22 protein-coding genes and 1 tRNA gene are annotated in these 24,402 nt (G+C 36.2%); 20 read left to right on the top strand and 3 right to left on the bottom strand.

Going from position 1 to position 24,402, the window contains the following annotated elements; translation table 11 throughout:
- Nucleotides 1-2 precede the first annotated feature (2 nt).
- The 8 genes from KDE13_RS04310 (at nt 3) to KDE13_RS04345 (ending at nt 8,821) form a co-directional block, all read left to right on the top strand.
- Nucleotides 3-647: a uroporphyrinogen-III synthase gene (locus KDE13_RS04310; RefSeq protein ID WP_212142939.1), complete on the top strand. Its 645-nt coding sequence runs from the start codon at nt 3-5 to the stop codon at nt 645-647.
- A 236-nt stretch (nt 648-883) separates the two neighbouring features.
- Nucleotides 884-2,131, top strand: a complete 1,248-nt coding sequence (gene purD, locus KDE13_RS04315) for a phosphoribosylamine--glycine ligase (RefSeq protein WP_212142940.1) — start codon at nt 884-886, stop codon at nt 2,129-2,131.
- Complete coding sequence (locus tag KDE13_RS04320) at nt 2,128-2,580, top strand: RDD family protein (protein ID WP_212142941.1); 453 nt, start codon at nt 2,128-2,130, stop codon at nt 2,578-2,580. The genes purD and KDE13_RS04320 overlap by 4 nt, the downstream gene beginning before the upstream one ends.
- Complete coding sequence (locus KDE13_RS04325; RefSeq protein ID WP_212142942.1) at nt 2,570-4,720, top strand: LPS-assembly protein LptD; 2,151 nt, start codon at nt 2,570-2,572, stop codon at nt 4,718-4,720. Before KDE13_RS04320 ends, KDE13_RS04325 begins: the two co-directional genes overlap by 11 nt.
- Nucleotides 4,720-5,427, top strand: coding sequence for a sodium:proton antiporter (locus KDE13_RS04330; protein WP_212140784.1), 708 nt, complete (start codon nt 4,720-4,722; stop codon nt 5,425-5,427). Before KDE13_RS04325 ends, KDE13_RS04330 begins: the two co-directional genes overlap by 1 nt.
- Complete coding sequence (locus KDE13_RS04335) at nt 5,417-7,618, top strand: polyribonucleotide nucleotidyltransferase (RefSeq protein WP_212141362.1); 2,202 nt, start codon at nt 5,417-5,419, stop codon at nt 7,616-7,618. Before KDE13_RS04330 ends, KDE13_RS04335 begins: the two co-directional genes overlap by 11 nt.
- Before the next feature lie 16 nt (nt 7,619-7,634).
- Nucleotides 7,635-8,486, top strand: coding sequence for a universal stress protein (locus KDE13_RS04340; protein ID WP_212140786.1), 852 nt, complete (start codon nt 7,635-7,637; stop codon nt 8,484-8,486).
- A 167-nt stretch (nt 8,487-8,653) separates the two neighbouring features.
- Nucleotides 8,654-8,821, top strand: a complete 168-nt coding sequence (locus tag KDE13_RS04345; protein ID WP_212142943.1) for a hypothetical protein — start codon at nt 8,654-8,656, stop codon at nt 8,819-8,821.
- Between the two features lie 41 nt (nt 8,822-8,862).
- Here KDE13_RS04345 and KDE13_RS04350 read toward each other — a convergent pair.
- Nucleotides 8,863-8,947: transfer RNA gene (locus tag KDE13_RS04350), tRNA-Leu, on the bottom strand.
- A 36-nt stretch (nt 8,948-8,983) separates the two neighbouring features.
- Nucleotides 8,984-9,286 carry a F0F1 ATP synthase subunit C gene (locus KDE13_RS04355; RefSeq protein ID WP_212140787.1) on the bottom strand — a complete coding sequence of 101 codons (303 nt, stop codon included), beginning with the start codon at nt 9,284-9,286 and terminating at the stop codon, nt 8,984-8,986.
- A 242-nt stretch (nt 9,287-9,528) separates the two neighbouring features.
- On the opposite strand from KDE13_RS04355, the gene KDE13_RS04360 reads away from it, so the two are divergent.
- The 12 genes from KDE13_RS04360 to cuyB all read left to right on the top strand — a co-directional run bounded on the left by KDE13_RS04360 (nt 9,529) and on the right by cuyB (nt 22,992).
- A complete protein-coding gene (locus tag KDE13_RS04360; RefSeq protein WP_212142944.1) occupies nt 9,529-10,875 on the top strand; it encodes a sodium-dependent transporter in 1,347 nt (448 codons plus the stop codon).
- Nucleotides 10,876-12,219 carry a sodium-dependent transporter gene (locus KDE13_RS04365; protein WP_212140789.1) on the top strand — a complete coding sequence of 448 codons (1,344 nt, stop codon included), beginning with the start codon at nt 10,876-10,878 and terminating at the stop codon, nt 12,217-12,219. It begins immediately after the preceding gene.
- 4 nt (nt 12,220-12,223) lie between these two features.
- The gene (locus KDE13_RS04370) at nt 12,224-12,730 is read left to right on the top strand and encodes a TRAP transporter small permease subunit (RefSeq protein WP_212142945.1); all 507 of its coding nucleotides are present in this window, start codon (nt 12,224-12,226) and stop codon (nt 12,728-12,730) included.
- Between the two features lies 1 nt (nt 12,731).
- Nucleotides 12,732-14,057 (top strand): TRAP transporter large permease, encoded by a 1,326-nt coding sequence (locus KDE13_RS04375; RefSeq protein ID WP_212142946.1) that lies wholly within the window; start codon nt 12,732-12,734, stop codon nt 14,055-14,057.
- Nucleotides 14,058-14,892: 835 nt separating this feature from the next.
- Entirely contained in the window at nt 14,893-15,129 is a 237-nt protein-coding gene (locus KDE13_RS04380; RefSeq protein WP_212142947.1) for an OadG family protein, read from the top strand.
- Between the two features lie 15 nt (nt 15,130-15,144).
- Nucleotides 15,145-16,950, top strand: a complete 1,806-nt coding sequence (locus KDE13_RS04385) for a biotin/lipoyl-containing protein (protein WP_212141357.1) — start codon at nt 15,145-15,147, stop codon at nt 16,948-16,950.
- A gap of 3 nt (nt 16,951-16,953) precedes the next feature.
- Nucleotides 16,954-18,276: a sodium ion-translocating decarboxylase subunit beta gene (locus tag KDE13_RS04390; protein WP_212140794.1), complete on the top strand. Its 1,323-nt coding sequence runs from the start codon at nt 16,954-16,956 to the stop codon at nt 18,274-18,276.
- 17 nt (nt 18,277-18,293) lie between these two features.
- A complete protein-coding gene (gene pckA / locus KDE13_RS04395) occupies nt 18,294-19,871 on the top strand; it encodes a phosphoenolpyruvate carboxykinase (ATP) (protein ID WP_212142948.1) in 1,578 nt (525 codons plus the stop codon).
- Between the two features lie 148 nt (nt 19,872-20,019).
- Nucleotides 20,020-20,181 (top strand): hypothetical protein, encoded by a 162-nt coding sequence (locus tag KDE13_RS09545; protein ID WP_229204363.1) that lies wholly within the window; start codon nt 20,020-20,022, stop codon nt 20,179-20,181.
- Between the two features lie 486 nt (nt 20,182-20,667).
- Nucleotides 20,668-20,826, top strand: coding sequence for a hypothetical protein (locus tag KDE13_RS09550; RefSeq protein WP_229204364.1), 159 nt, complete (start codon nt 20,668-20,670; stop codon nt 20,824-20,826).
- Nucleotides 20,827-21,013: 187 nt separating this feature from the next.
- The gene (locus KDE13_RS04405; protein WP_212142949.1) at nt 21,014-22,303 is read left to right on the top strand and encodes a dicarboxylate/amino acid:cation symporter; all 1,290 of its coding nucleotides are present in this window, start codon (nt 21,014-21,016) and stop codon (nt 22,301-22,303) included.
- Nucleotides 22,300-22,992 (top strand): cysteate racemase, encoded by a 693-nt coding sequence (cuyB, locus tag KDE13_RS04410; protein ID WP_212142950.1) that lies wholly within the window; start codon nt 22,300-22,302, stop codon nt 22,990-22,992. The genes KDE13_RS04405 and cuyB overlap by 4 nt, the downstream gene beginning before the upstream one ends.
- Nucleotides 22,993-23,082: 90 nt before the next feature.
- Here cuyB and KDE13_RS04415 read toward each other — a convergent pair whose 3' ends face one another.
- Nucleotides 23,083-24,399, bottom strand: a complete 1,317-nt coding sequence (locus tag KDE13_RS04415; RefSeq protein WP_212141353.1) for a cation:dicarboxylate symporter family transporter — start codon at nt 24,397-24,399, stop codon at nt 23,083-23,085.
- Nucleotides 24,400-24,402: the final 3 nt, after the last annotated feature.

Here is a 24,402-nt window from a genome sequence, read left to right on the forward strand (position 1 = left end):
AAATGGCAAAAATTTATCTCATCTCAAACACTCAAACAAACGACACTAATGTTATAAATTTAAATGTGAGTGCTATTAAATTTTTAGATTTTAGCGTTAGCTTGAGCGACTTTGATGTACTTGTTTTAACCTCTAAAAACTCACTTGAGGCATTAAGGCAAAACCAGATAAAACTAGATAAAAATTTAGGGGTTTTTGCTATCGGAGAGCCTTGTGCTAGAGCTGCACGTGAGTTTGGATTTACTCAAATTTATACAGCTTTTAACTCGCACGGAGATGACTTTGCTTATGAGATAATACCATTTTTAAGTGATAAAAAAGTACTATTTTTAAAAGCTATGCAGACTGCATCAAATGTGGCTGAAATTTTAAGGCAAAATGACATAAATTTGACACAGATAATAGCCTATAAAAATAGCTTTAACGAATTACCAAAAGCCTTAAAACCACCACAAAATAGTATTTTAATCTTTACTGCACCATCAAGTGTGAGAAATTTTATAAAAAATTTTGGCTGGGACAAAAGCTATAAAGTAGTCGCAATAGGTCGCACCACAGCAAATGAATTAAATAAGCTTACAACGCCACTTATAGCGTCGATACAAAGCATTGATGAGTGTATAAAACTAGCTAAAACGTTATTTTAAGCAAAAAGCATATATAATTTTAAAGCCTGAGTGATGCGAATAAGCATTCTAACGGGGTCCAACACTTTTGTATTAGCGAAGATGTATGGGGGCTATGTGATGTGGCTTTGTTTAAATGCCTATAAAGCACGAGAAGTTGCAACCTTAAAGCACTCATCTATTTGCAAGATTGGCTTTGTTTTATGGGCCACTCTTTTATGCGACGCTCACTTGGGTTTTAAATTTATGGAGAGACAATGAAAATTCTTATCGTCGGCAGTGGTGGTAGAGAATACGCTATCGCACTTAAGCTTAAATCTGAAAAAAATGTATCAAAACTCTACTTCGCACCCGGCAATGGAGCGACTTCAAAGCTTGGTGAAAATTTAAATATAACCGACTTTAACGAACTTGCAAATTTTGCCAAAGATAACAGTATATCCCTAACCATCGTAGGTCCTGAAGCACCGCTTAGTGCTGGTATAGTGGATGTTTTTAAGGCTTATGGTTTGGTCATATTTGGTCCAAGTAGGGCAGCAGCCAAGCTTGAAAGTAGCAAGGCTTTTATGAAGGATTTCTTAGCCAGAAATAGCATAAAAACAGCACGTTATCTAAATACCGATGATAAAAATGAAGCTTTTAAATTTATAGACACTTTGGGTGAAACTGTCGTTGTTAAGGCCGATGGTCTTTGTGCTGGTAAGGGCGTGATAATAGCAAAAACGCATGATGAAGCAAAGGCGGTTGTGGCTGATATGCTAAGTGGTGAGAGCTTTGGTGATGCTGGTCGGCGAGTAGTTGTGGAGGAGTTTTTAGATGGTTTTGAACTGAGCTTTTTTGCCATATGTGATGGCGATAGCTTTGTAACATTGCCTGTGGCACAAGATCATAAACGACTTTTAGATAACGATGAAGGTGTAAATACTGGTGGCATGGGGGCTTATGCACCAAGTCCACTAGCGAGTATAAATTTAATAAAACGAGTTGAAGAAGAGGTTGTAAAACCAACATTAAAAGGTATGAAAGCCGAGGGTAATGAGTTTTGCGGAGTGCTTTTTGTAGGACTTATGGTTGTAGATAATGAGCCATATGTGCTTGAGTTTAACGTAAGATTTGGTGATCCTGAGTGTGAGGTGCTTATGCCTTTGATAGATGGGAATCTTAGTGAAATTTTAAAAAATGCAGCAGAAGGCACACTTAAAAATATAAGCTTAAAATCGCAATACGCCGTTGGCGTCGTGATCGCAAGTGAAAACTACCCATATAAAAACTCACCAAAACAGCCAATAATCGTTCATAAAATACCAACAAACTCACATCTAGTTTACGCTGGTGTGAGCGAAGAAAATGGCGTTATATACGCAAGTGGTGGCAGAGTATTGGTATGTGTGGGACTTGGGGATAGCATAAAACATGCTCAACAAAATGCTTACAAGCTATGCAAAAATGTTGAGTTTAAAGGTATGCAATACCGCAAAGACATAGCTTGGCAGGCACTTAGATGAGCTTAAATTTATTAGATAAATTAGAGCGAGAGAGTATATCTTTGGCTAGTTTTAGCAAACGTGCTTGGGCATTTTTTATAGATGAGATACTTATTAGTGTGCTATTTTTTGTGATATATTATGAGCAGTTTTCATTAGCTCAGACTTATGAGGCGGTGATGGTATTGGCTTCAAATTTATTGTTTCAGATGATAGCATTAAAAGTTATTTATCACGCATTTTTTATTTGGTATTATGGTGCGACTGTTGGTATGATGCTTAATAAAATAATTTGCGTAAATGTAGATATACTAGATAAGCCAGATTTATCAGCCAGTATTTTAAGATCAGTGGTAAGAGTATTTAGTGAGAGCTGTTTTTATCTTGGATTTGTTTGGGCGTTTGGTAACCATGAGCGTCAGACTTGGCAGGACAAAGTCGCTAAAACGGTTGTAGTAAATGTTTCATAAATTTATATATCTATCATTAGCTTTTTCTTTAAGTTTAAATGCTGCGATTGAAGATGTTCAGCTACTCGCTGATGATGTCAGGCAAGAAAATGGTATAGTAACAGCGAATAAAAATGTAGTTGTATATTCACAAAATTACCTAGTTACGGCCGATCGTGCCGTGTATGATCAAAAAAGCTCAGTTATTGAGCTTTTTGGTAATGTCAATATGATGAAAGGCAAAGACGAGATTTCACGTTCAAACTACGCTAAACTAAATTTAAAAGATAATAGTAGTTGTTTTGATGCACTTTTTATGATGAATAAAGATATGGAGGTCTGGCTAAGAAGCGACGAGAGTAGTTCTGATAGTGAGTATTATCGCACCAAAGGGGCAATGGTATCAAGCTGTAATGTGCAAAGCCCAGACTGGAGCATAACGTCAAGCTCCGCAATGCTAAATAAAAATAGCAAATTTTTACATATGTTTAACCCTGTGTTTTATATTGGACAAGTGCCTGTTTTTTACCTACCGTATTTTGGATTTTCCACCGATACGACACGTAGAACCGGACTTTTGCCACCTGAGATAGGATATAGCAAAAATGAGGGCTTTTATTACAAACAACCAATATATTTTGCTCCATATAACGAGTGGGACTTTGAGCTTGATCCACAAATTCGCACTAGTCGTGGTGCGGGAGTTTATGGCACGTTTAGATTTGCAGATTCGCCTGATTCACGCGGAGAGATAAGCTTTGGTACATTTAGTGACACAAATTCATATAGACAGCGGCAGAAAAATAAAAACTCAAATGATGCTAGTTTAAAAAACAAAACTCATAATGGCATTGGCTTTAAATACGATCGTGATAAGCTGATAAAATACTTAACAGAGGTCGATATACAAGAGGGTTTGTGGATAGATGCAATGAGATTAAATGATATAGACTATTTAAATTTAAAGGGTCGCGATGATGATTTTGACTCACTTGTAAAGTCTAAATTTAACTATTTTGTGTCAAATGACAAGCACTATTTTGGTGCGTATGCGAAGTATTATATCGATACTGAAAAGATAGGCAGCCCAAATAGCAACAAAGATACGCTTCAAGAGTTGCCATCGCTTCAATACCATAAATTTACCGATGATTTGGTGCTTCCAAATTTATTATACTCTATAGATCTTCAGTCGCATAGATACGACAGAAGTATAGGCATAACGGCCACACAGTATGAATTTAGACTGCCTATATCAGCACATTTGCCACTTTTTGATGATTTAGCAACATTTTCATTTTATGAAGAGCTTTATGCGACACACATCAACTATAATGACAAAGCAAACTCAGCTATTGATAGCAGGGAAGATAAAAGCACTGATTATGTTAATAACTACCATAAATTTGCACTTCATACAGATCTTGCTAAAGCGTATGATGGATTTTTCCATACTATAAATCTTGGCAGTGAATATCTTTTACCAGGATATGATAAGGGTAAATTAGATGATGAGTTTATATACGATCTAGATTCGACGCACTATGAAAATTTCTTAATACAGGGAAAAAACAAAGAGGAGTTTTCACTTTATGCGACGCAGTATTTTTTCTTATCTAGTGGCAGAAAATTTTTACGCCACAGTATTTCACAAGGATACTATATAAAAGATGATGAATACGCAAATTTAAAGAATAAAATAGCCTTTTATCCGTTTAAAAATTTATCTATATACAATAATTTTGAATATTCACACATAGATAGTCAGATCAAACGACTACAAACAGGCATAATATACTCAAATGAATTGTTTGCAGCAAACATATTACATACTATGCGACGCAACTTAAACTACACGAAGGATAGCTATATAGCGACATCGGCTAGCATAAAGCTGCCACATCAGTTTAAACTACTTGGCAGTTGGCAATATGATTTGGAAAAGGATTATTCAAAGTCGTGGCGTTTTGGCATTCAACATAATAGAAAGTGTTGGAACTATGGCATAGTATTCCAAAAAGATATAGAGCCTACAACGACCACGAGTGGCTCTGCAACGAAAAAGTCAAATGGCGTATATTTTACTATAAATTTTTATCCTATGGGTGGTGTGCATTATGATTTTTCGGTTGATAAAACGCAAGATAGTGGAAACAACTAATGCTACAAAGTAGCGTTTATAAATTTAAAGACCAGCTAGATGCTGCAACTAAAATGCTTGAAATTTTACCTAAAAAAGAGCTAGTCGAAGCTAAAACTATAGTTGTTTGTATGTCTCTTGACTCAGTTATAATGACAGATGAGATATGCAAGGGGCTAGGTTTAAGTTATGAGATGCTATTTTCTGAACCGATAGCCGCACCAAATAACAATGAGTGTGATATAGCCATAGTAAGCGAGACTGAAGATATAGTCGTTAATGACGAATTAACAAAAGCTTTTGATATTACATATGATTTTATTTACGGTGAAGCACATAGAAAATATGAAGAGAAAATTCTAAAAAATGTTTATAAATTTAGAAAGGGCAATCTATTAAGATCATTAAAAGGGAGTAATGTGCTTTTAATGGACGAGGGCTGTGAGACGGGGCTGACTGCACTAGTTTGTATAAAAACTTTATCAAAACTGAAAGTAAAAACCATCTCATATGCTACGCCGATTATCGCTACTGATGTTGCTACTAGCCTTAGTGATTTGGTCGATGAAATTTATACGGTCGAAAAGGTCGCAGATTTTATCGATGTTGATACATATTATAATAAAAAAATCGAAGCAAATAGTGAATGCATAATATCGATACTAGAAGATAGCCCGTACTATCTACCGCTGCAAAAACAACAAGGAGAAAAAACCAATGCAATATAGTATAGAAGTAAATAATCAGGTTGAAGTATTTGACCTAAATAAAGTCGCTAAACAAGCCGCTGGTGCAGTGCTTTTGCGAGTAAAAAACACAGTTGTTTTAGCCACTGTTGCACGTGATGATACACAAGTTAGTGAAGATTTTTTACCGCTAACAGTGCAATATCTAGAAAAGTCTTATGCTGCTGGACGTATACCAGGCGGATATGTTAAACGCGAGACCAAACCTGGGGAGTTTGAGACGCTTACATCACGCATTATCGATCGCTCACTACGTCCGCTTTTCCCAAAGGGGTATGCATATCCAACACAGATAGTAGTTATGGTGCTTTCAGCTGATCCTGAGGTGGATTTGCAAGTAGTTGGTCTAAATGCTGCTAGTGTGGCACTATATCTTAGCGACATTCCTGTCAATCGTCCAGTTTGTGGTGTTAGAGTGGGGTATATAGATGATAAATTTGTGATAAATCCAAGTAATACAGAGCTAAAATCAAGCGCATTAGATCTATATGTGGCTGGAACAAAAGATGAACTTTTGATGATTGAGATGCGAAGTATAGCACAGCAAAGCTCACAAGTCATTCCTATCGTAGCGATAGATCCGATGATCGATCCAAGTCTTAGCGAGAGTATAGCACAAAAACAAAGCATGAATGAATTTAGCGAAGATAAAATGCTTGAGGCTATCGATGTGGCAGCTCAGGCGATACTTCGTGCAAGTAGTGCTTATGAAGAGGCTTTTGCTCCACATAAAAAAGAGGATGCGATTTTAGAGCTTAAACCAGAGATAGAGAATGAAAACATAGCTATTTATATAGATAAATTTTATAAAAATGATGTGAAAAATGCTATAAATCAAATGGCAAAAAGCGAACGTGCCAGTGAGTTAAACAAGATCGCCAAGCAAATTTTAAGCGATGAAGTCGCACAAAAAGAGGGCTGGGAAGAGGCTGTCATATCAAATGTATTGGCTAAATTTAAGAAGAAAATTGTGCGTGAGCAGATTATAAACGATCGTGTAAGGGCTGATGGTAGAGCCCTTGATGAGGTTCGTCCGATAAGTATAGAGACAAATTTATTACCAAATGCACACGGATCTTGTTTATTCACACGCGGTCAGACACAAGCTCTAGTTATAGCCACTCTTGGCACAGATAGCGATGCTCAGATGTATGATATGCTTACCGAAAAGAGTGCATTGACTGAAAAATTTATGTTTAACTACAACTTCCCAGGATTTAGTGTAGGTGAGGCAAGTCCGCTAAAAGCTCCAGGCAGACGTGAATTAGGGCATGGTAATCTTGCAAAACGTGCTTTAATGCCAAGCATAAATATAAGCTCGCCTTACACTATACGTGTAGTTTCTGAAATTTTAGAGAGTAACGGCTCAAGCTCTATGGCTAGTGTTTGTGGTGGCTCACTCGCACTTCGTGCAGCTGGTGTAGATACGCAAAAGCTAGTTGCTGGTGTAGCGATGGGGCTTGTATTTGAAGGAGATCAGCACGCAGTTTTAACTGATATAATGGGGCTTGAAGATCATGATGGCGATATGGACTTTAAGGTTGCTGGATCAAGAGATGGCATAACTGCACTCCAAATGGATATAAAGCTAGGCGGTATAAGTCTTGAAGTGCTTAAAGAAGCTCTTTATCAGGCTAAACGTGGACGTGATCATATATTAAATTTAATGGAGCAAGCGGACGCAAAGATAGAGATAAATGATGATGTGCTGCCAAAACTTGAGCTATTTAGCGTTGATCCAAGCAAGATAGTAGATATTATCGGACAAGCTGGTAAGACTATAAAAGAGATAATAGAAAAATTTGAAGTTTCAATAGATCTTGATAGGGAAAAAGGCGAAGTTAAAATAGCAGGTGATGCCAAGAAAAATGTCGATGCTGCAAAGGATTACATTATATCAATCACCTCAAAAGACAACTCGCGTGGTGGCTTTAAAAAGCATGGTGATAGACGTGATAAAGACAAGTTAAAGTCAGTATTTAATATAGGTGATGAGTTTGATGGAGTTGTAAAAAATATCGTTGATTTTGGTGTATTTATTGAACTTAAAGATGGAGTAGATGGATTACTCCACATATCAAAAATAAAGACGCCGTTTAATGTCGGTGATCGCGTTAAAGTGTATGTAAGCGAACAAAAAGGTAATAAAATTTCGCTTAGCTTGGTTGAATAAATTTTAAAGGATAAATATGAAGTATAAAAAGATCTTATTTCCAATTGGTGCAGGAGATGACATTGAGCCTAGAATTTATGGTGCTTTAAAAGTAGCAAAATGGCTAAAGACACACATCGAAGTTATGGCGTTTCAGCTTGATCCAAGTATAGTTTATAATATGAAGATGACGCTTCGTGGAGGTGTTTTGTTTGAGGAATTTTTAAAATCAGCCAAGTCTGAGCTAGAAGAAGAAAGCAAACAAAATGAAAATTTATTTAAAAAAATATGTGCCGATTTAGATATAAAGATTAGCGATGAGTATGAAGAGGGTATTTGCACGGCTAAATTTACAACTCATCGTGGCAAACGCAGTGCGATAGTCAAAGAGAAGTCAAAATTTTGCGATATGGTCATAGCTGCCGTGCCTATTGATGGACGTATAACAGGCACTTTTGAAGCAGCTGTAATAAAAAGTGGCAAAAATGTCATCGCTATACCAAGAAATTTGAAGGAATTTAGTGCCGATAACATACTTGTAAGCTGGACTGATACATCTCAAAGCTCACGTGCATTAACTAGTTCGATTGGTCTTTTAAAAAGAGCTAAAAAGGTGCATTGTATAACATCTCGTGTGAGCTTAGGTGACGATACAGAGAGAAATCTTCAAGAGCTTGAAGAGTATTTTAAGCTTCACGATATAAAGGCGACTTTCGATGTTATTGATACTACATCGATACCAGGAGAGGCATTACTAAAAGCAGCCAAAGAAAATAAATCAGACCTTATAGTGGCTGGAAGACATGGCGAAAATGGATTAATTGAGATGGTACTAGGTGGCACTTCTAGATTTTTTCTAGCTCACACAGATATACCTGTATTTATGTAAAAATTTGCGTCTAGTTATGACTGGACGCATCTACTTTTATATTTAAAACCACATACGATTTTAATTTAATACATAAAATAGCAATAAAGGTAATGAAGTTTATTATACAAAATAGCTTTCAAATTTTAATGCTTGTAATAGTGGTTAAAAGTTTATAAGATACTGCTTTGCCTGATGTTTTAAGAAATTTCATAGATTCTTTTTTGATAAAAGTAAATTTAAAAAGTAGCAATGATGAAAAAATTGTTTTTTTAACTTTCGCTCTTGTAGCATTCGCATTTGGTGCTGATGATGTAGTGTTGCTTCAAAGGCATATCAGTAGTATAGTTGATTGAAAGATGAGTATAATTTAAATTATAAATAAGAGATAAAAAAATGGTGCGACCCACGAGACTTGAACTCGCACACCGTAACGGCACTACCACCTCAAAGTAGCGTGTCTACCATTCCACCAAGGTCGCATAATGTATCTGCCCCCAAAAAAAGGGGGCGAGATATCAACCAAGCATTGGGTTTGCGTATAAAACAATAAGTGTTATAACTAATGCGTAGATAACCTGTGCTTCGATCATCGCAAGTGCGATAAACATCGTAGTCATAAGTTTACTGCCTACACCTGGGTTTCTAGCTGTTCCGCTGATAGTAGCCGCTGCTGTATTACCCATACCGATAGCACCACCAAGGGCTGCTAGACCTAGACCTATACCAGCTGCGATAAGCGAATAAGACTTTACCATCTCGCCATCAGCACCAAATGCGAATGCTACAAGAGCGAAAGTTAAAAAAACGATTTTTTTCATCGTTACTCCTTTTTAAATTTAAAGCCCTTTCGGATCTGTCCCCTACTCAAAACTTTATAAGAGCGTATAATACAAAAAAATAGCTTAAATTTTAATTTTTTAGAGTCTAGAAATTTTATGTTTCGTTTTTTCCATATTAATTTGATATTTTATGTCAATACTTTGTATTTCTTAGAAAAATAAAAGTTTTTTTATGATAAGCTCAAAAAATTATTTATATTATATTAAAATTTAAGGCCACTATGTTAAACGAAAAATTCTCTAAAATTGGCTTTGTCTTAGCTATGGCAGGCTCTGCTGTTGGGCTTGGTAATGCTTGGAAATTTCCAACCATGGTTGGAAATAATGGCGGTTCGGCATTTATTCTGCTTTATCTATTACTTACGTTTGGTGTGGCATTTATTGCATTTTTAGCTGAGCTTAGTATAGGAAAGCTTGGCGAAACTGATGTTGTAAGCTCTATACACAAACTCGCACCAAGGCATAAAAATGCTTGGTCGTTGGCTGGTTTTTTTATGGTTACGGCAGTACTCATCGCTTCATTTTATATGGTGGTTATTGGTTGGATATTAAGGTATATTGTATCTAGTTTTTCAGCTTTACCACAGAGTAGTAAAGACGCTGCTGAAGAGTTTGGAAATTTATTAAGCAGTGATATTTTTAGTGCTATTTTGTGTTTTAGTGCAGTATTTCTTCTTGTATTTTGCGTAGTTTCAAGAGGGATAAAAAGTGGCATAGAAAAGCTAAATGTTTGGATGATGCCAACCCTTTTTGTTCTGCTTTTATGTATGCTTATATACTCTATGAGTATCACAGATGGTTTTGTAGCGGCAGCTAAATTTTTGTTTATACCAAATTTTAGTTTGATTACGCCAGATATCGTCCTTCAAGCACTTGGACTAGCTTTTTTCTCGCTATCTATGGGTGTGGGGACGGTTTCAACATATGCAGCTAGTTTACCAGATCATACAAATTTACTCAAATCAACACTCTCTATCATTTTTATTAATATTTTGATAGGTATTATGATGGGGCTTATTGTATTTACATTTATGTTTACATACGGAGAGGATACGACTCAAGCAGGTCCTGGACTTATATTTGTCTCACTTACGACGCTATTTGCCAAGCTCGGTTTTATAGGAAATATCATATCAATTGCATTTTTTTCATCACTTTTATTTACTGGTATAACGAGTGCGGTTTCGATGATTGAACCATTTACTTACTATTTGATTAATAAATTTGGATTTTCACGTAAAAAGGCTTTAGTTTTCATAGGCGTATTTGTTTATATTTTGGGTATTATGTGTATTTTATCGTATTACAAGCCTACAGCAGAAAATTTTATACTATTTGGTAAGCCGATATTTGATGTGCTTGATTATCTCACTTCAAATGTCTTAATGCCAATAGGAGCTATTGCTTTTAGTATATTTGTGGGCTTTGTGCTTAAAAAAGATGGACTTTATTTGCTTTTTAGTGGATTTATGAGTAAGTTCTGGTTTGAAGTGTGGCATTTTTTGCTTCGTTTTGTCGTTCCGATTGCGATTGTGGTTATTATGCTTTATCAGATAGTGAGTAAATAAATGGCCGAGAGATTCTCAAAATTGGGCTTTATTCTCTCCATTGTTGGTGCAGCTGTTGGGCTTGGCAATGCGTGGAAATTTCCATATATGGTTGGAAATAATGGCGGTTCGGCATTTGTACTTTTGTATCTATTTTTTGCCCTGGTTGTTGGTCTTAGCATATTTTTTGCCGAGATGGCGATGGGTAAAATTTCACGCACTGATACTGTAAATGCCTTTAAAACCCTTGCTCCATCCCATAAAAATGCGTGGGGAATGGTTGGCGTCATAATGATAACTGGCGTTTTTGTGGCGTCTTTTTATACTCTCATTATCGGATGGGTTATTAAATATGCCGTGCTTAGCTTAGGTACTTTGCCAAGTGATATAAATGCTTCTGGAGCGATGTTTGGCACATTTGTTTCTAGTAGTGCAGCTGAACAAATTTTATATTTTAGCGTTGCATTTTTTGCCTATTTTTTTATTCTTACAAAGGGCGTGAAAAGTGGCATTGAGCGTGTAAATTTATGGCTTATTCCTATACTTTTTGTTCTTTTGCTCTTGATGCTTGGATATTCGATGAGCATGGATGGATTTGACAAAGCAGCTAAATTTTTACTCGTGCCTGATTTTAACAAAGTTACTCAAGAGTCTATCATTATGGCACTTGGGCTTGCATTTTTCACGATGTGCGTCGGAATCGGTTGCGTTCTTACGTATTCGGCAAGTTTGGATGATAGGACAAATTTGTTTACCTCTTCGCTTTATGTGGTTGTGCTAAACATTGTCATTAGCGTCATAATCGGACTTATTGTTTTTACCTTTGTTTTTGAGTTTAATGCTGAGCCTTCGCAGGGTGCCGGACTTGCTTTTATATCTTTGCCTACGCTATTTGCTAAACTTGGATTGCTTGGAAATATTCTATCTTTTCTGTTTTTTGTTACACTTATATTTGCAGGACTTACATCAGCTATTTCTATGGTTGAGCCTTGTATATTTTATCTTAATCAAAATTATGGACTAAGTCGCTTAAAATCTATTTTTATCGTCGGCAGTGTCGTTTATCTGCTTGGTGTGCTTTGTGCTCTTTCAAATATCGATGGCATAAAAGATAGCTTGACATTTTTTGGTAAGACCTTCTTTGATTGCCTTGATTATCTTAGCTCAAACATTATGCTTCCACTTGGCGGTATTATAATATCGATTTTTGTTGGTTATTTTATAAAATTTAATGTTTTGCGAGAGCTTTTCATTCCTTATATGGGCGAAATAGTATTTAAAATTTGGTATTTTTGTCTACGTTTTGTCGCACCGTTTTGCGTCCTTATCGTGATGATAAATGCACTATTTTTTAACAAAGGATAAAATTTTGTCAAAGATTGAGAGATTTTTTGATAAATTTGGAAATTTTATCGGATATATTTGTATGATTTTGATGGCGTTGATGATAGTTGATGTCTTTTTTAACGTTATCGCAAGATACTTTTTTAAATACGGAAATGTCGGATTTCAAGAGCTTGAGTGGCATCTATTCTCGGTTATATTTTTGCTTGGTATGAGTTATGCGTTAAAAGAGGATGCACACGTTCGCGTTGATATATTTTATACTAAATTTAACCCCAAAACAAAAGCTATGATAAATATGCTGGGAGCTATATTTTTTATAATTCCATTTGCACTTCTGATAGGATTTTTGTCGATTGATTTTGTGTTTGAAGCATTTACTTCAAATGAAGCTAGTGCCGATCCTGGCGGTCTAACTCACAGATGGATCGTAAAGTCTTTCATACCGATCTCGGTATTCTTGCTTATATTTTTTGCTATTGGTTTTTTTATTAAAAATTTAAACAAATACCTAGTGGCAAAAAAGGATTAGTATGGCTGGTATCGTTATGTTTGTTGCTGCACTTTTGATGCTTGGTATTGGCTTTGGTGTTGCATTTACTTTTGGTGCTGTTGCTATGATATTTGGATTTATTGGTGCGATGGCGGAGAGCTTTGCCGATGGAGATGGATTGATTGGTAGCTTTACAATATTTAAAGATATGTTTGCATTTATGCCTTATAGAATTTATTCTATAATGGAAAATAAAATTTTAATTGCCGTCCCGCTTTTTGTATTTATGGGTATCGTGCTTCAAAAGGCTAAACTTGCTGAGAAATTACTTGAAAGTATTGCTTTGCTTTTTGGTGAAATTCGTGGAGGCATAGCCATTAGCACTGTATTAGTTGGTGCCTTGCTTGCTGCTTCGACTGGTGTTGTTGGTGCGAGTGTTGTCGCAATGGGTGTTATTAGTCTACCTGTTATGCTTAAATACAAATATAACCAAGCCCTAGGATGTGGCACTATATGTGCGGCTGGAACGCTTGGACAGATTATACCGCCATCTATTGTGCTTATTATTTTGGGTGATATATTTGCTGTGCCGGTTGGCGATCTGTTTCACGAAGCGATCGTTCCTGGCCTAATTTTAGTTGGTGCTTATGTAGTTTACATATTGATTATCTCATATACAAAACCAGATATTGCACCTGCTGTAGTGGGAGAATATGGTGAGGATAAATTTAAACAAACTATAAATGCATTAAAGGCGATATTGCCACCACTTTTACTAGTAGTATGTGTTCTGGGTTCGATATTTATGGGTATAGCTACACCAACTGAGAGTTCTGCATTTGGCTGTGTGGGTGCAGTTTTGTTGTCATTTTTTTACAGAAGCTTTTCGTTTAAAATGATAAAAGAATCGCTTGAAGAGAGTGTAAAGACAACTGCTCTTGTATTTGCTATACTTATAGGTGCAACGGCGTTTTCATTAGTATTTAGTTATACTGGTGGCGATGAGATAGTTGAAGAGTTTATGTTAAATTTACCCGGCGAGAAGTGGGGATTTATCATATTTAGCTTAGTTGTGATATTTGTGCTTGGATTTTTTATAGATTTTGTTGAAATTTCATATATAGTGTTGCCTATACTTGTGCCGATAGCCACTAGTTTAGAGATAAATCCAAGCTATTTTGCTATCGTTATTGCGATGAATTTACAGACTTCATTTCTAACGCCACCATTTGGTTTTAGTCTGTTTTTCTTGCGTTCAGTTGCACCACCACAGATACAAACAAGTGCGATATATAAAGGTGTTGTGCCATTTATTGCTATTCAAATTTTAGTATTGATATTTTTTACGTATTGGTTGCTTAGATAAGGATATGGCGTGAAAGATTTGTCTATTGTTTTAGTGTTTGGCATTTTTTGCTTTTGCTGGTGGAAATTTGATTAAAATTTATAAAAATATAGTTGTTTTTTATACAAATTTGTGTAAACAAGGTAGCAGTTTTAGCTTACTTGATGATAAAAATTTGTAGCAGTTTGAAGTTGATGTATTGTGAGATTGAAAGTTTAGTGATATAAAAAAGAGCCAGTTTAAAATTATGAGTTTATTTTATGAGTGTGATAAACGTAGGTTTTGCGGTGTGAGTAATTACTTTAAAGCACTTATATAAAATGGCGAGTTTATAAAAGCTTTGGCTTAAATGTCGCCGATGTGTTAAAATTTAAAACCAAATATCGATGTAAAATGAGGTTAATGTCGTAATATATCAGTTTAAGTATGTTAAGATGCTTTTAATAAGATTTTTAAGCCATGGTCTATGGTGGCACAGAGCTATGAGATGGTATTGAGATGACAAAAAAGAGACAGATTTATCGCACAGCCTCGACTTAAAGCGTAATGACACTTGCTTTAAAAAACTTGGTAAATTTTAAGAGTGAGTTTAATGGTAAATGAGCCAAACATGTTTAAATTTGGGAATATGACACAACTTAGTATTAATAGACAAATTGAGGTATATTAATGGATAATAATCAAAAGCAGAGTGATGTCATTAAATGTGGCGTATGGTATGGGATTTTAACTTAAATTCAAATAAAAGCAAAGATATAAAATTTATTTACGAATTTAGTTATTTAAATGAGTGAAATTTAAAGAAATTCATTGTAAAATATAAGAAAATTTTAGTTTAAATTTTTAAGGAAATGCAGTGGAGATAAATTTAGTAGCTGAGGGTTTTAGGTTTATGGTGCTTGGAATGCTAAGCGTTTTTGTATTTTTGGTGTTAATGGTGTTTGTGCTAAAAATGCAAGGAGTTATACTTAAAAAGTTTTTCAAAGAGCCTATAAAACTTCACATCTCTCCCACTCAAACTAATACAGATAATAACGAACTAGTCGCAGTCATAGGTGCTGCTATTACTGAGTTTGAAAAAAGTAAAATTTAATACACAAGGCAAAAAATGGCAAAGAAATTTATTGATGTTATGGATACTACTTTCCGCGATGGCTTTCAGTCGGTTTATGGTGCTAGAGTGCTTATGGATGACTTCTTCCCAGCGTTGGAGGCGGCAAAAGAGGCTGGTATAACTCACTTTGAATTTGGCGGAGGAGCTAGATTTCAAAGCCTTTATTTTTACTTAAATGAAGATGCTTTTGTGATGATGGATAGATTTCGCTCTATCGTTGGGGATAGAGCGAACTTGCAAACTCTTGCACGTGGCGTAAATACCGTTATGCTTGATACTGGTAGTCGTGAGCTAATTGATCTACACGCAAAAATGTTTAAAAAGCACGGCACGACTACGATACGAAACTTTGATGCGTTAAATGATGTTGAAAATTTGAAATACTCAGGTGAACGCATAGTTGCAAATGGACTTAAACACGAGGTTGTAGTTACTATGATGGACTTGCCACCTAACTGCATTGGAGCACATGATGTAGCATTTTATGAGAGAATTTTACGTGAGATTTTAGATGCTGGTATTCCTTATGATAGTGTCTGCTTCAAAGATGCTAGTGGAACATCTAGCCCACAAAAGGTATATGAAACTATCAAAATGGCACGTAAATTACTTCCAAGTGGTACTCACATACGCCTTCACACGCATGAAACTGCTGGCGTGAGTGTGGCGTGTTATTTAGCTGCACTTGATGCGGGAGTAGACGGTATAGATCTGGCTGCTTCACCAGTTAGTGGCGGGACTAGTCAGCCTGATATCCTTACTATGCTGCACGCTGTTAAGGGCAAGGAGTATGATCTAGGTGGACTTGAACTTGAAAAAGTGCTTAAATATGAGAGTGTTTTAAAAGAGTGCTTGAGCGATTATTTCACACCACCGGAAGCAACGCAGGTCAGTCCGCTCATACCATTTTCGCCTATGCCAGGCGGTGCTTTGACTGCAAATACTCAAATGATGCGTGATAATAATATTTTAGATAAATTCCCAGCTGTTATTGACGCTATGCGTGAAGTAGTAGAAAAGGGCGGATACGGTACGAGTGTAACGCCGGTAAGTCAGTTTTATTTTCAACAAGCCTTTAATAATGTAATGTTTGGTAAGTGGAAAAAGATAGCTGATGGATACGGCAAAATGGTGCTTGGGTACTTTGGTAAAACGCCTTGTGAACCAGACGCTGATGTCGTAAAACTAGCTAGCGAACAGTTAAATTTAGAGCCAACAAAGGAAAAAGCTCTAGACATTGCAGATCGTGATGAGAGTAAGTCTTTGGCTTATACCCGTAAAATTTTAGAGAGTGAGAAAATAGAAGTAAATGATGAGAATTTATTTATCGCCGCAGCATGTAAAGAGAAGGGTATAGCATTTTTAAAAGGTGAGGCAAAAGTAAATGTGAGAAAAATTAGCCAAATGCCAAATTCCAAACCAACAAAAACTACAACTTCTACAAATAGTGGCAAATACAGCGTTGTTGTGAATGGCTCACGCTACAACGTAGAGGTTAGTGATGGATTTAACGATAATGTAGAAGTAAAGAGCATAACGCCAGTTGTCGAGTCTAAAAACACGCAAACTACTCAGGTTGCATCTAATAGTGGCGATGTAATACTTAGCTCACTACCAGGAACGGTTTTTAAAATTTTAGTCAAAGTTGGCGATAATGTTAAAAAGGGACAAGCAGTCATCGTACTAGAGGCAATGAAGATGGAGATAGAGATCCCTGCACCAAAGGATGGCGTTATAAGTGCAGTAGAGATAACGCAAGGACAAACCGTACAAAACGGACAAATTCTAGCAAGAATGTAGCATATGAAAAAGTTTATATTTTTAGCTATATTTACCACTTTTTTTGGCGTATTAAATTTAAATGGCATAGAGCAAAATACCTCTACGTTTACAACTAGTGTAAAAAATAGTGAGTATCACTCAAAGAGCTTAAGTGAACTTTTTAGTGGATTTTACAAGACAACTGGTATAAATGCCCTGTTAAATCCAACCGATGGATATAAAGATAGTAGCGGACATGAACTTTCTAAATTTACCCAGAGTTGGGGTAGGGTTATTATGTTTTTTGTTTGCTTTTTATTATTTTATCTAGCTATTAAAAAGGGCTTTGAGCCACTACTACTACTACCTATTGGCTTTGGTGGACTTTTAGCAAATATTCCGATAGCTGAGATCGCTGGACCAAACGGATTTTTGGGTATTATTTATGGCTTTGGCATTGAAAGTGGTTTATTTCCGCTTATTATATTTATGGGTGTTGGTGCGATGACCGATTTTTCTCCTCTCATTGCTAATCCAAAAACAGCGATGCTTGGCGGTGCGGCTCAGTTTGGAATTTTTGCTACGCTTATTGGAGCTTTGGTGTTAACTCAATACACTAACATATTTAACTTCTCTCTTGCTGATGCGGCAGCCATTGGTATTATCGGTGGTGCAGATGGGCCGACTGCGATATTTTTAGCTTCTCGCTTAGCACCTGATCTACTTGGTGCTATAGCGGTTGCAGCGTATTCATATATGGCACTTGTGCCGATCATTCAGCCACCCATTATGAGAGCTCTCACAACAAAGGCTGAGCGACAAATTCGTATGATACAGCTTCGTGAAGTTAGTAAACGTGAAAAGATTATATTTCCTATAACAATCTTAATGCTTTGTGTGCTGATACTACCTGATGCTACACCATTAATAGGAGCTTTAGCGTTTGGAAATTTAGTCCGTGAGTGTGGTGTAGTAGGGCGACTTAGCGATACTTTGCAAAATGCTCTTATTAATATTGTTACGATATTTTTAGGGCTTTCTGTAGGTTCTAAACTTGCAGCTGAAAAATTTTTAGTTGCAAATACACTTGGCATATTGGTGCTTGGGCTCATTGCATTTGCAATAGGCACGGCAAGTGGTGTAATAATGGCAAAGATAATGAATAAATTTAGCAAAGATAAGATAAATCCGCTAATAGGAGCAGCTGGTGTAAGTGCTGTACCGATGGCAGCACGTGTGGCAAACAAAGAAGGTATTAAGGAAGATTGCACTAATATTTTGCTTATGCACGCTATGGGTCCAAATGTCTCAGGCGTTATCGGCTCGGCTGTCGCGGCTGGTGTGCTTTTGTCGATATTTAAATAAATTTATAAGGAAAAATTATGGTAAATGAGTTAGATAAACTCGGTCTTATAGATATTAAAAAAGTCTATCATAATCTAAATTATGATGAACTCTTTGAACATGAACAGCGTAATGGCGAAGGCAGAGTTAGTAGTAACGGCACCTTTATGGTTGATACAGGGATTTTTACTGGTCGTAGCCCAAAGGATAAATACTTTGTAAAGGCTGATCCAAGCCAAAAATTTATAGCGTGGGGTAAGGTAAATCAACCTATCTCAAAAGAGCTTTTTGACAAGCTTTTAACAAAGGCAAAAAAGCAGTTAAGTGGTAAAGATATTTATGTGCAAGACGCATTTTGTGGTGCTAGTATAAAGAGTAAAAAGTCTGTGCGTTTTGTGACTGAGGTAGCATGGCAGGCACACTTTGTAAAAAATATGTTTATCCGTCCAAGCCAGGCTGAACTTGATAAATTTAGTCCTGATTTTGTTATATATAATGCTTGTAAGTGCATAAATAATGAGTGGCAAAAAGATGGACTAAACTCAGAAGTATTTGTTATATTTAATGTTGAAGAAAATATCGCAGTAATAGGCGGTACGTGGTATGGTGGCGAGATGAAAAAAGGAATTTTTTCGATGATGAACTATTGGCTACCACTTGAGGGAAAGCTAAGCATGCACTGCTCGGCAAATGTCGGTAAAGACGGTGATACGGCTTTGTTTTTTGGGCTTAGTGGGACTGGCAAAACGACACTTTCAACCGACCCACACCGCAGACTCATAGGAGATGATGAGCATGGCTGGGACGATGATGGTGTGTTTAATTTCGAGGGTGGTTGCTATGCAAAGTGCATAAACCTTGATCCTGAGAATGAGCCTGAAATTTATGGTGCTATCACTCGTGATGCCCTGCTTGAGAATGTCGTTGCAGATGCAAATGGCGTGGTTGATTATAAAAATAGTAGCAAGACTGAAAACACACGTGTTAGCTATCCGATAGAGCATATCACAAATCACGAACCAAGCCTAAGTGCCGGACATCCGAAAAATATCATATTTTTAACTGCTGACGCATTTGGTGTGTTACCACCAGTTGCAAAGCTAACAAAAGAGCAAGCCATGTATTATTTTTTAAGTGGTTATACGGCTAAAGTTGCTGGGACTGAGCGTGGTATAACCGAGCCTGTGGCTACGTTTTCAGCGTGCTTTGGTGAGCCATTTATGCCACTTCACCCAACTGTTTATGCTAAGCTTTTAGGCGAAAAGATAGATAGGCATAATGTCAATGTTTATCTTGTAAATACTGGCTGGAGTGGTGGTGCTTACGGCGTTGGTAAAAGAATGAGTATAAAGGCTACCCGTGCTTGTATAAACGCCATACTTGATGGAAGTATAACAAAGTGCGAGTTTGAAAAATTTGATAAATTTGATCTTGCTATACCAAAAAAACTTGATGGTATTGAGACAAAATTACTTAATCCTATAAATACCTGGAGTGATAGTGCAGAGTATGTAGCTACTCGTGAGAAATTGGCTAAGATGTTTGTAGAAAATTTCAAACGCTACGAAGATGTAAAAGAGGGCGTTGAATACGCAAAAGCTGGACCAAAAGCTTAATTTATAAAAACCCTAGTCTAACGACTAGGGTTAAATCTTAAAACTTTAAGCTGATTTTTAATCATTTCTTTACTAAATTTCAAAAATTTTTATATTAATTTTTTACTTTTTAAGTTATATTGTTTTATTACAATATTTTTAAGGAGTAATGATTAAAAGAGTGAGATTTGTCGTAATCTTCATTGTGCTACGTGTATTTTTAACTAGTCCTGCATTTGCTTGTAAAACCATACTTATTATCAATGAAGTCTCAAGCGATGGCTTAATACTAATCTCTAGGAGTGCTAATAGTAAAGTAGCTAAGACTTAGCTTTTTAATTCACTCAAAAAGCACAATCAAAGCGGAATGCATAGCTTAAAGACACACCAAAGGCAAACGACTTTATGTACCAACTACCAAAATTCTCTATGCATTATACGACTGTGCTAAACTGGCAGACAAAAGCTTCGCGGAGCAGTTTGTTACAATACAACTAGTGTTTGCATAAGTACATATAGATGATATATATCAAAGACAAGCTACTAAAAGTTGATCCATATAACGAAAACTACAAGAGATAACATTATCATACTGTTAGCGTGTTTGGGAAATATAATTTGAATATTATGCAGATGCATCCGTGGCTACTGTATATGTAGCTATGAGTATAAGCAATCTTAGTACTTATCTGTCGCGTAAATAAGACCAATGATAGCTCAATCTACTGGACTTGTCGTAAGTTTAAACACTTGTAATGACTGATTATAACAATTATGCTCCGATAGTTAAAAAGTATATACTAAATTTGAAGCTACTTTGGGCTTAAAACAAGCTCAAATACAGCGTGAATACGTCATACTTTATAAAAGTGATAAAACAAAGGCAAATAAATTTTTAAATGAGTTTTTAAAGCAGACAATTGGTGACACTAAGACAGTAGCAATAAGTCTTACAAATGGAATTTTACACTTTTAACCGATGATTTGGATATTAAATTAAACAGCTAAATAAAAATAAAAAAATATTGATACGTTTACTTTGTAAATTGTGTAAATTTGAGGGTTTGTCTTTAAAAATTTTTATAAATATATAAATTGATATTGCTTTTTTTATATCAAAAATAATATAATTTATATATTAAATTTTTACAAAAAGGTGTCTTATGAGTAATCAAAAAAACGGTCTATTTTCGTGGTATTTTAAGAGTAATCTCTTGCTTAGGATATTATTTGGTCTGATTTTAGGAGCTATTTGTGGCATTATATTTCAAGATGCTTCTGGGGCGATTGCATTTTTAAAGCCATTTGGTGATATTTTTATTAGATTTTTGAAGATGATTATGATGCCAATCATTATATGCACACTCATAGTTGGTACGAGCTCTATTAGTCCATCACATTTAGGTAAAGTTGGTGTAAAAGTCATTATATTTTATATGGTTACATCCCTTTTTGCTATCATTGTAGGACTTTTGATTGGTAATATTATGGCACCAGGTCAGGGGCTGGAGCTTGCAAATATCGCTGGCATAGCAAAAGAGGCAAAATCTCCAACTTTGGTTGAAATTTTACTTGACATAATCCCTACAAATCCTTTCGGCTCTATTGCAAAAGGCGATGTTTTACCAACTATATGTTTTTGTATATTTTTTGGCGTTGCACTTGCCTTCGTTAAAGACAGTAAAGATGAGCGAATAAAGCACGCAGGGGATGCAGTGTTTGTATTTTTTGAGGGTATGAGTGAGATAATGCTTAAAGTCGTAGGCTGGGTTATGCAATACGCTCCAATAGGAGTGTTTGCTCTTATATTTATCGTATTTTCTAAAAATGGTGCAGAGGCATTTGGTCCACTTGCGAGTGTAACTATAAGTGTTTATGTGGGATTGTTGATACAAATTTTATGCGTTTATTGTGTGATCTGTGCTATCTTTAGACTTAGTGCTATTAAATTTTTAAGTAAGGTTCGACCACCTATGATAACTGCTTTTGTCACACGCTCATCTGGTGCGACCATACCTGTATCTATGGAAACTGCAGAACGAATGGGTGTTCCTAAGAGTATATTTGGTTTTACGATCCCAGTTGGTGCTACGATAAATATGGATGGAACGACGATATATTTGGGTGTTTGTGCGATATTTATAGCAAACGTTGTTGGTGTTCCGCTTGATCTCTCGCAGCAATTCACTATTGTAATAACAGCTGTTTTAGCCAGTATTGGTACGGCTGGTGTGCCAGGTGCTGGGGCGATTATGTTGCTTATGGTACTTGAGTCGGTTGGATTAAAGGTTGAAGCAGGAAGTGTTGTTGCGATAGCTTATAGTATGATACTTGGTATTGATGCGATACTTGATATGGGTAGGACATCGATGAATGTCGTCGGTGATATGATTGGTGCCGTAGTGGTTGCAAAGAGTGAAAAAGAGCTTGATGAGAAGGTGTATAACTCATGAGACAATTAGGTATTATAGGTGGTATGGGACCATTAGCGACTGCCGATCTTTATAAAAAGATTATAGATTTAACTCCAGCTAGTTGTGATCAAGAGCATCTACATATTGTGATTGATAGCTATGCTCAGATCGAAGATAGGACTAAGTATATAATGGGTGAAGGCGATGATCCGTTACCAAAGCTTGTAAAGAGTGCAAAGAGATTAAAGGCAGCAGGATGTGAGGCTATGCTTATGTCTTGCAATACCGCTCACTTTTTTGCTCCAGCTATCGAGCGTGAAGCTGGAGTTAAAATTTTACATATTGCAAGAGCGGCGGTAGATGCTATTAAAAAATACTATCCAAATGCCAAAGATGTCGCAGTCATCGCAACGAGTGGCACAAAAAAGGCACGTGTTTATGATGCGATACTCGATGAATACGGCTTAAATAGTATTGCTTTTACGCAAGAGCAGCAGCAAAATTTGATGGATTGCATATATAAAGGCGTAAAAGCTGGTAAAACTGATGAGTATGTATCGCTTTTTAACCAGACACTTAGCAAGATCAAAGCTGATGTTTATATCGCAGCTTGTACGGAGATACCGATATTTTTACCATTTGTTGGAGCGGAGTATAAATTTATAGATGCTACGCTTGAGCTTGCTAAAGTCGGTGTTGAGTTTGGTTTGGATAGGAAGATATTTTAATACTTTGATCGCTCAAGAGTTATTAAAATTTTGAGCGATCGTTTTATGAGAAAATAAAACTAGAATGCAACTAAGACATTCTAGTGAATTTTATGAGTGAAATTGAAACTCTTTTGGGTGATCTAGGGCATATCTAAATTTATCCATATCGACCTTTTTATCCCATATTGAAACTATCATACAACCAACAGCATTACCGCAGAGATTACCAACTGCACGCATTTCTGACATAAATTTATCCACCCCAAGTAGCACAGCGACCGTGACTACTGGTATGCCAGTGCTAGGTAAAGCAGCAAGTGTTCCAGCTAGGACGATAAAGCCTGATCCTGTTACGCCAACGGCCCCTTTGCTTGTTATCATTAGCACTATTAGCACACTTATAAGGTGTTCGAATGTGAGCGGTATATTAAATGCCTGTGCTAAGAAAATGATACTTAGACTTAGATAAATATTTGTACAGTCAAGGTTAAATGAATACCCAGTTGGTATGATAAGTCCAACTGCACCTCGGTTTATACCAGCAGCTTCGAGCTTTTGCATAAGCGGTGCTAGGGCTGTTTCGCTCGAGCTAGTTGCAAATACAACTAAGACTTCTTTTGATATAAATCGCATAAATTTAAAGATATTTACCTTTGCAAAGTAGCATATTGCTCCAAGCACAATAAATATAAAAAACATACTTGCTAATGCCATAACTACGAGTAGCTCTATCATACCAAGAAGTGACGATATGCCAAATTTGCCGATGAGATATGCCATAGCTGAAAATGCAGCAACTGGGCTAAATAACATAAGCCAAGTAAGCACTTTAAGCACATAGTGCTGGATAAATTCAAGCGGTTTTAGACAAATTTTTTTATGTTCTGGCTTTAAAAATGAAAGAGTAATGGCAACACAGATCGCCATAAATAACACCTGAAGTGTATTTGCATGTATAAATGGGCTTATAGGATCGCTTGGTATTGCACTTTTTAGTATACTCCACATCGAACCTATGTCACGATCTATATGTGTGTATTTCTCCATGCTTTTTGGATCTAACTGCGTGTAGTCTAGATTCATTCCATGTCCTGGACGTAAAGTCTCACCAAAGATAATACCGACTGCAAGTGCTAAAGTGCTAACAACTTCAAAATATATAAACGCTTTTAGTCCGATACTACCAAGCTCTTTTAAGCTCTCAAGCCCAACGATACCTGAAACTATTGTTAGAAATATAATAGGACCTATGAGAATTTTTAAAGCTTTGATGAAATAATCTATGCCAGGCTTACTTGCTATGCCAAGTTCTGGTGATAATATACCGACTAAAACACCTCCAGCGATACCCAAAACTACCCAAAAAGCTAAATTTGTAACTATTTTTAGTAGAGTATTTTTTTGTATTTGCTTTTTTGTATTCATTAA

The organism is Campylobacter anatolicus, assembly GCF_018145655.1.
GTDB lineage: Bacteria > Campylobacterota > Campylobacteria > Campylobacterales > Campylobacteraceae > Campylobacter_A > Campylobacter_A anatolicus.

Bases quoted from the DNA above. Each gene is read 5' to 3' on its own strand.
- KDE13_RS04310 (WP_212142939.1), top strand. From the start codon at position 3: ATGGCAAAAATTTATCTCATCTCAAACACTCAAACAAACGACACTAAT.
- purD (WP_212142940.1), top strand. From the start codon at position 884: ATGAAAATTCTTATCGTCGGCAGTGGTGGTAGAGAATACGCTATCGCA.
- KDE13_RS04320 (WP_212142941.1), top strand. From the start codon at position 2,128: ATGAGCTTAAATTTATTAGATAAATTAGAGCGAGAGAGTATATCTTTG.
- KDE13_RS04325 (WP_212142942.1), top strand. From the start codon at position 2,570: ATGTTTCATAAATTTATATATCTATCATTAGCTTTTTCTTTAAGTTTA.
- KDE13_RS04330 (WP_212140784.1), top strand. From the start codon at position 4,720: ATGCTACAAAGTAGCGTTTATAAATTTAAAGACCAGCTAGATGCTGCA.
- KDE13_RS04335 (WP_212141362.1), top strand. From the start codon at position 5,417: ATGCAATATAGTATAGAAGTAAATAATCAGGTTGAAGTATTTGACCTA.
- KDE13_RS04340 (WP_212140786.1), top strand. From the start codon at position 7,635: ATGAAGTATAAAAAGATCTTATTTCCAATTGGTGCAGGAGATGACATT.
- KDE13_RS04355 (WP_212140787.1), bottom strand. From the start codon at position 9,286: ATGAAAAAAATCGTTTTTTTAACTTTCGCTCTTGTAGCATTCGCATTT.
- KDE13_RS04360 (WP_212142944.1), top strand. From the start codon at position 9,529: ATGTTAAACGAAAAATTCTCTAAAATTGGCTTTGTCTTAGCTATGGCA.
- KDE13_RS04365 (WP_212140789.1), top strand. From the start codon at position 10,876: ATGGCCGAGAGATTCTCAAAATTGGGCTTTATTCTCTCCATTGTTGGT.
- KDE13_RS04375 (WP_212142946.1), top strand. From the start codon at position 12,732: ATGGCTGGTATCGTTATGTTTGTTGCTGCACTTTTGATGCTTGGTATT.
- KDE13_RS04385 (WP_212141357.1), top strand. From the start codon at position 15,145: ATGGCAAAGAAATTTATTGATGTTATGGATACTACTTTCCGCGATGGC.
- KDE13_RS04390 (WP_212140794.1), top strand. From the start codon at position 16,954: ATGAAAAAGTTTATATTTTTAGCTATATTTACCACTTTTTTTGGCGTA.
- pckA (WP_212142948.1), top strand. From the start codon at position 18,294: ATGGTAAATGAGTTAGATAAACTCGGTCTTATAGATATTAAAAAAGTC.
- KDE13_RS09545 (WP_229204363.1), top strand. From the start codon at position 20,020: ATGATTAAAAGAGTGAGATTTGTCGTAATCTTCATTGTGCTACGTGTA.
- KDE13_RS04405 (WP_212142949.1), top strand. From the start codon at position 21,014: ATGAGTAATCAAAAAAACGGTCTATTTTCGTGGTATTTTAAGAGTAAT.
- cuyB (WP_212142950.1), top strand. From the start codon at position 22,300: ATGAGACAATTAGGTATTATAGGTGGTATGGGACCATTAGCGACTGCC.
- KDE13_RS04415 (WP_212141353.1), bottom strand. From the start codon at position 24,399: ATGAATACAAAAAAGCAAATACAAAAAAATACTCTACTAAAAATAGTT.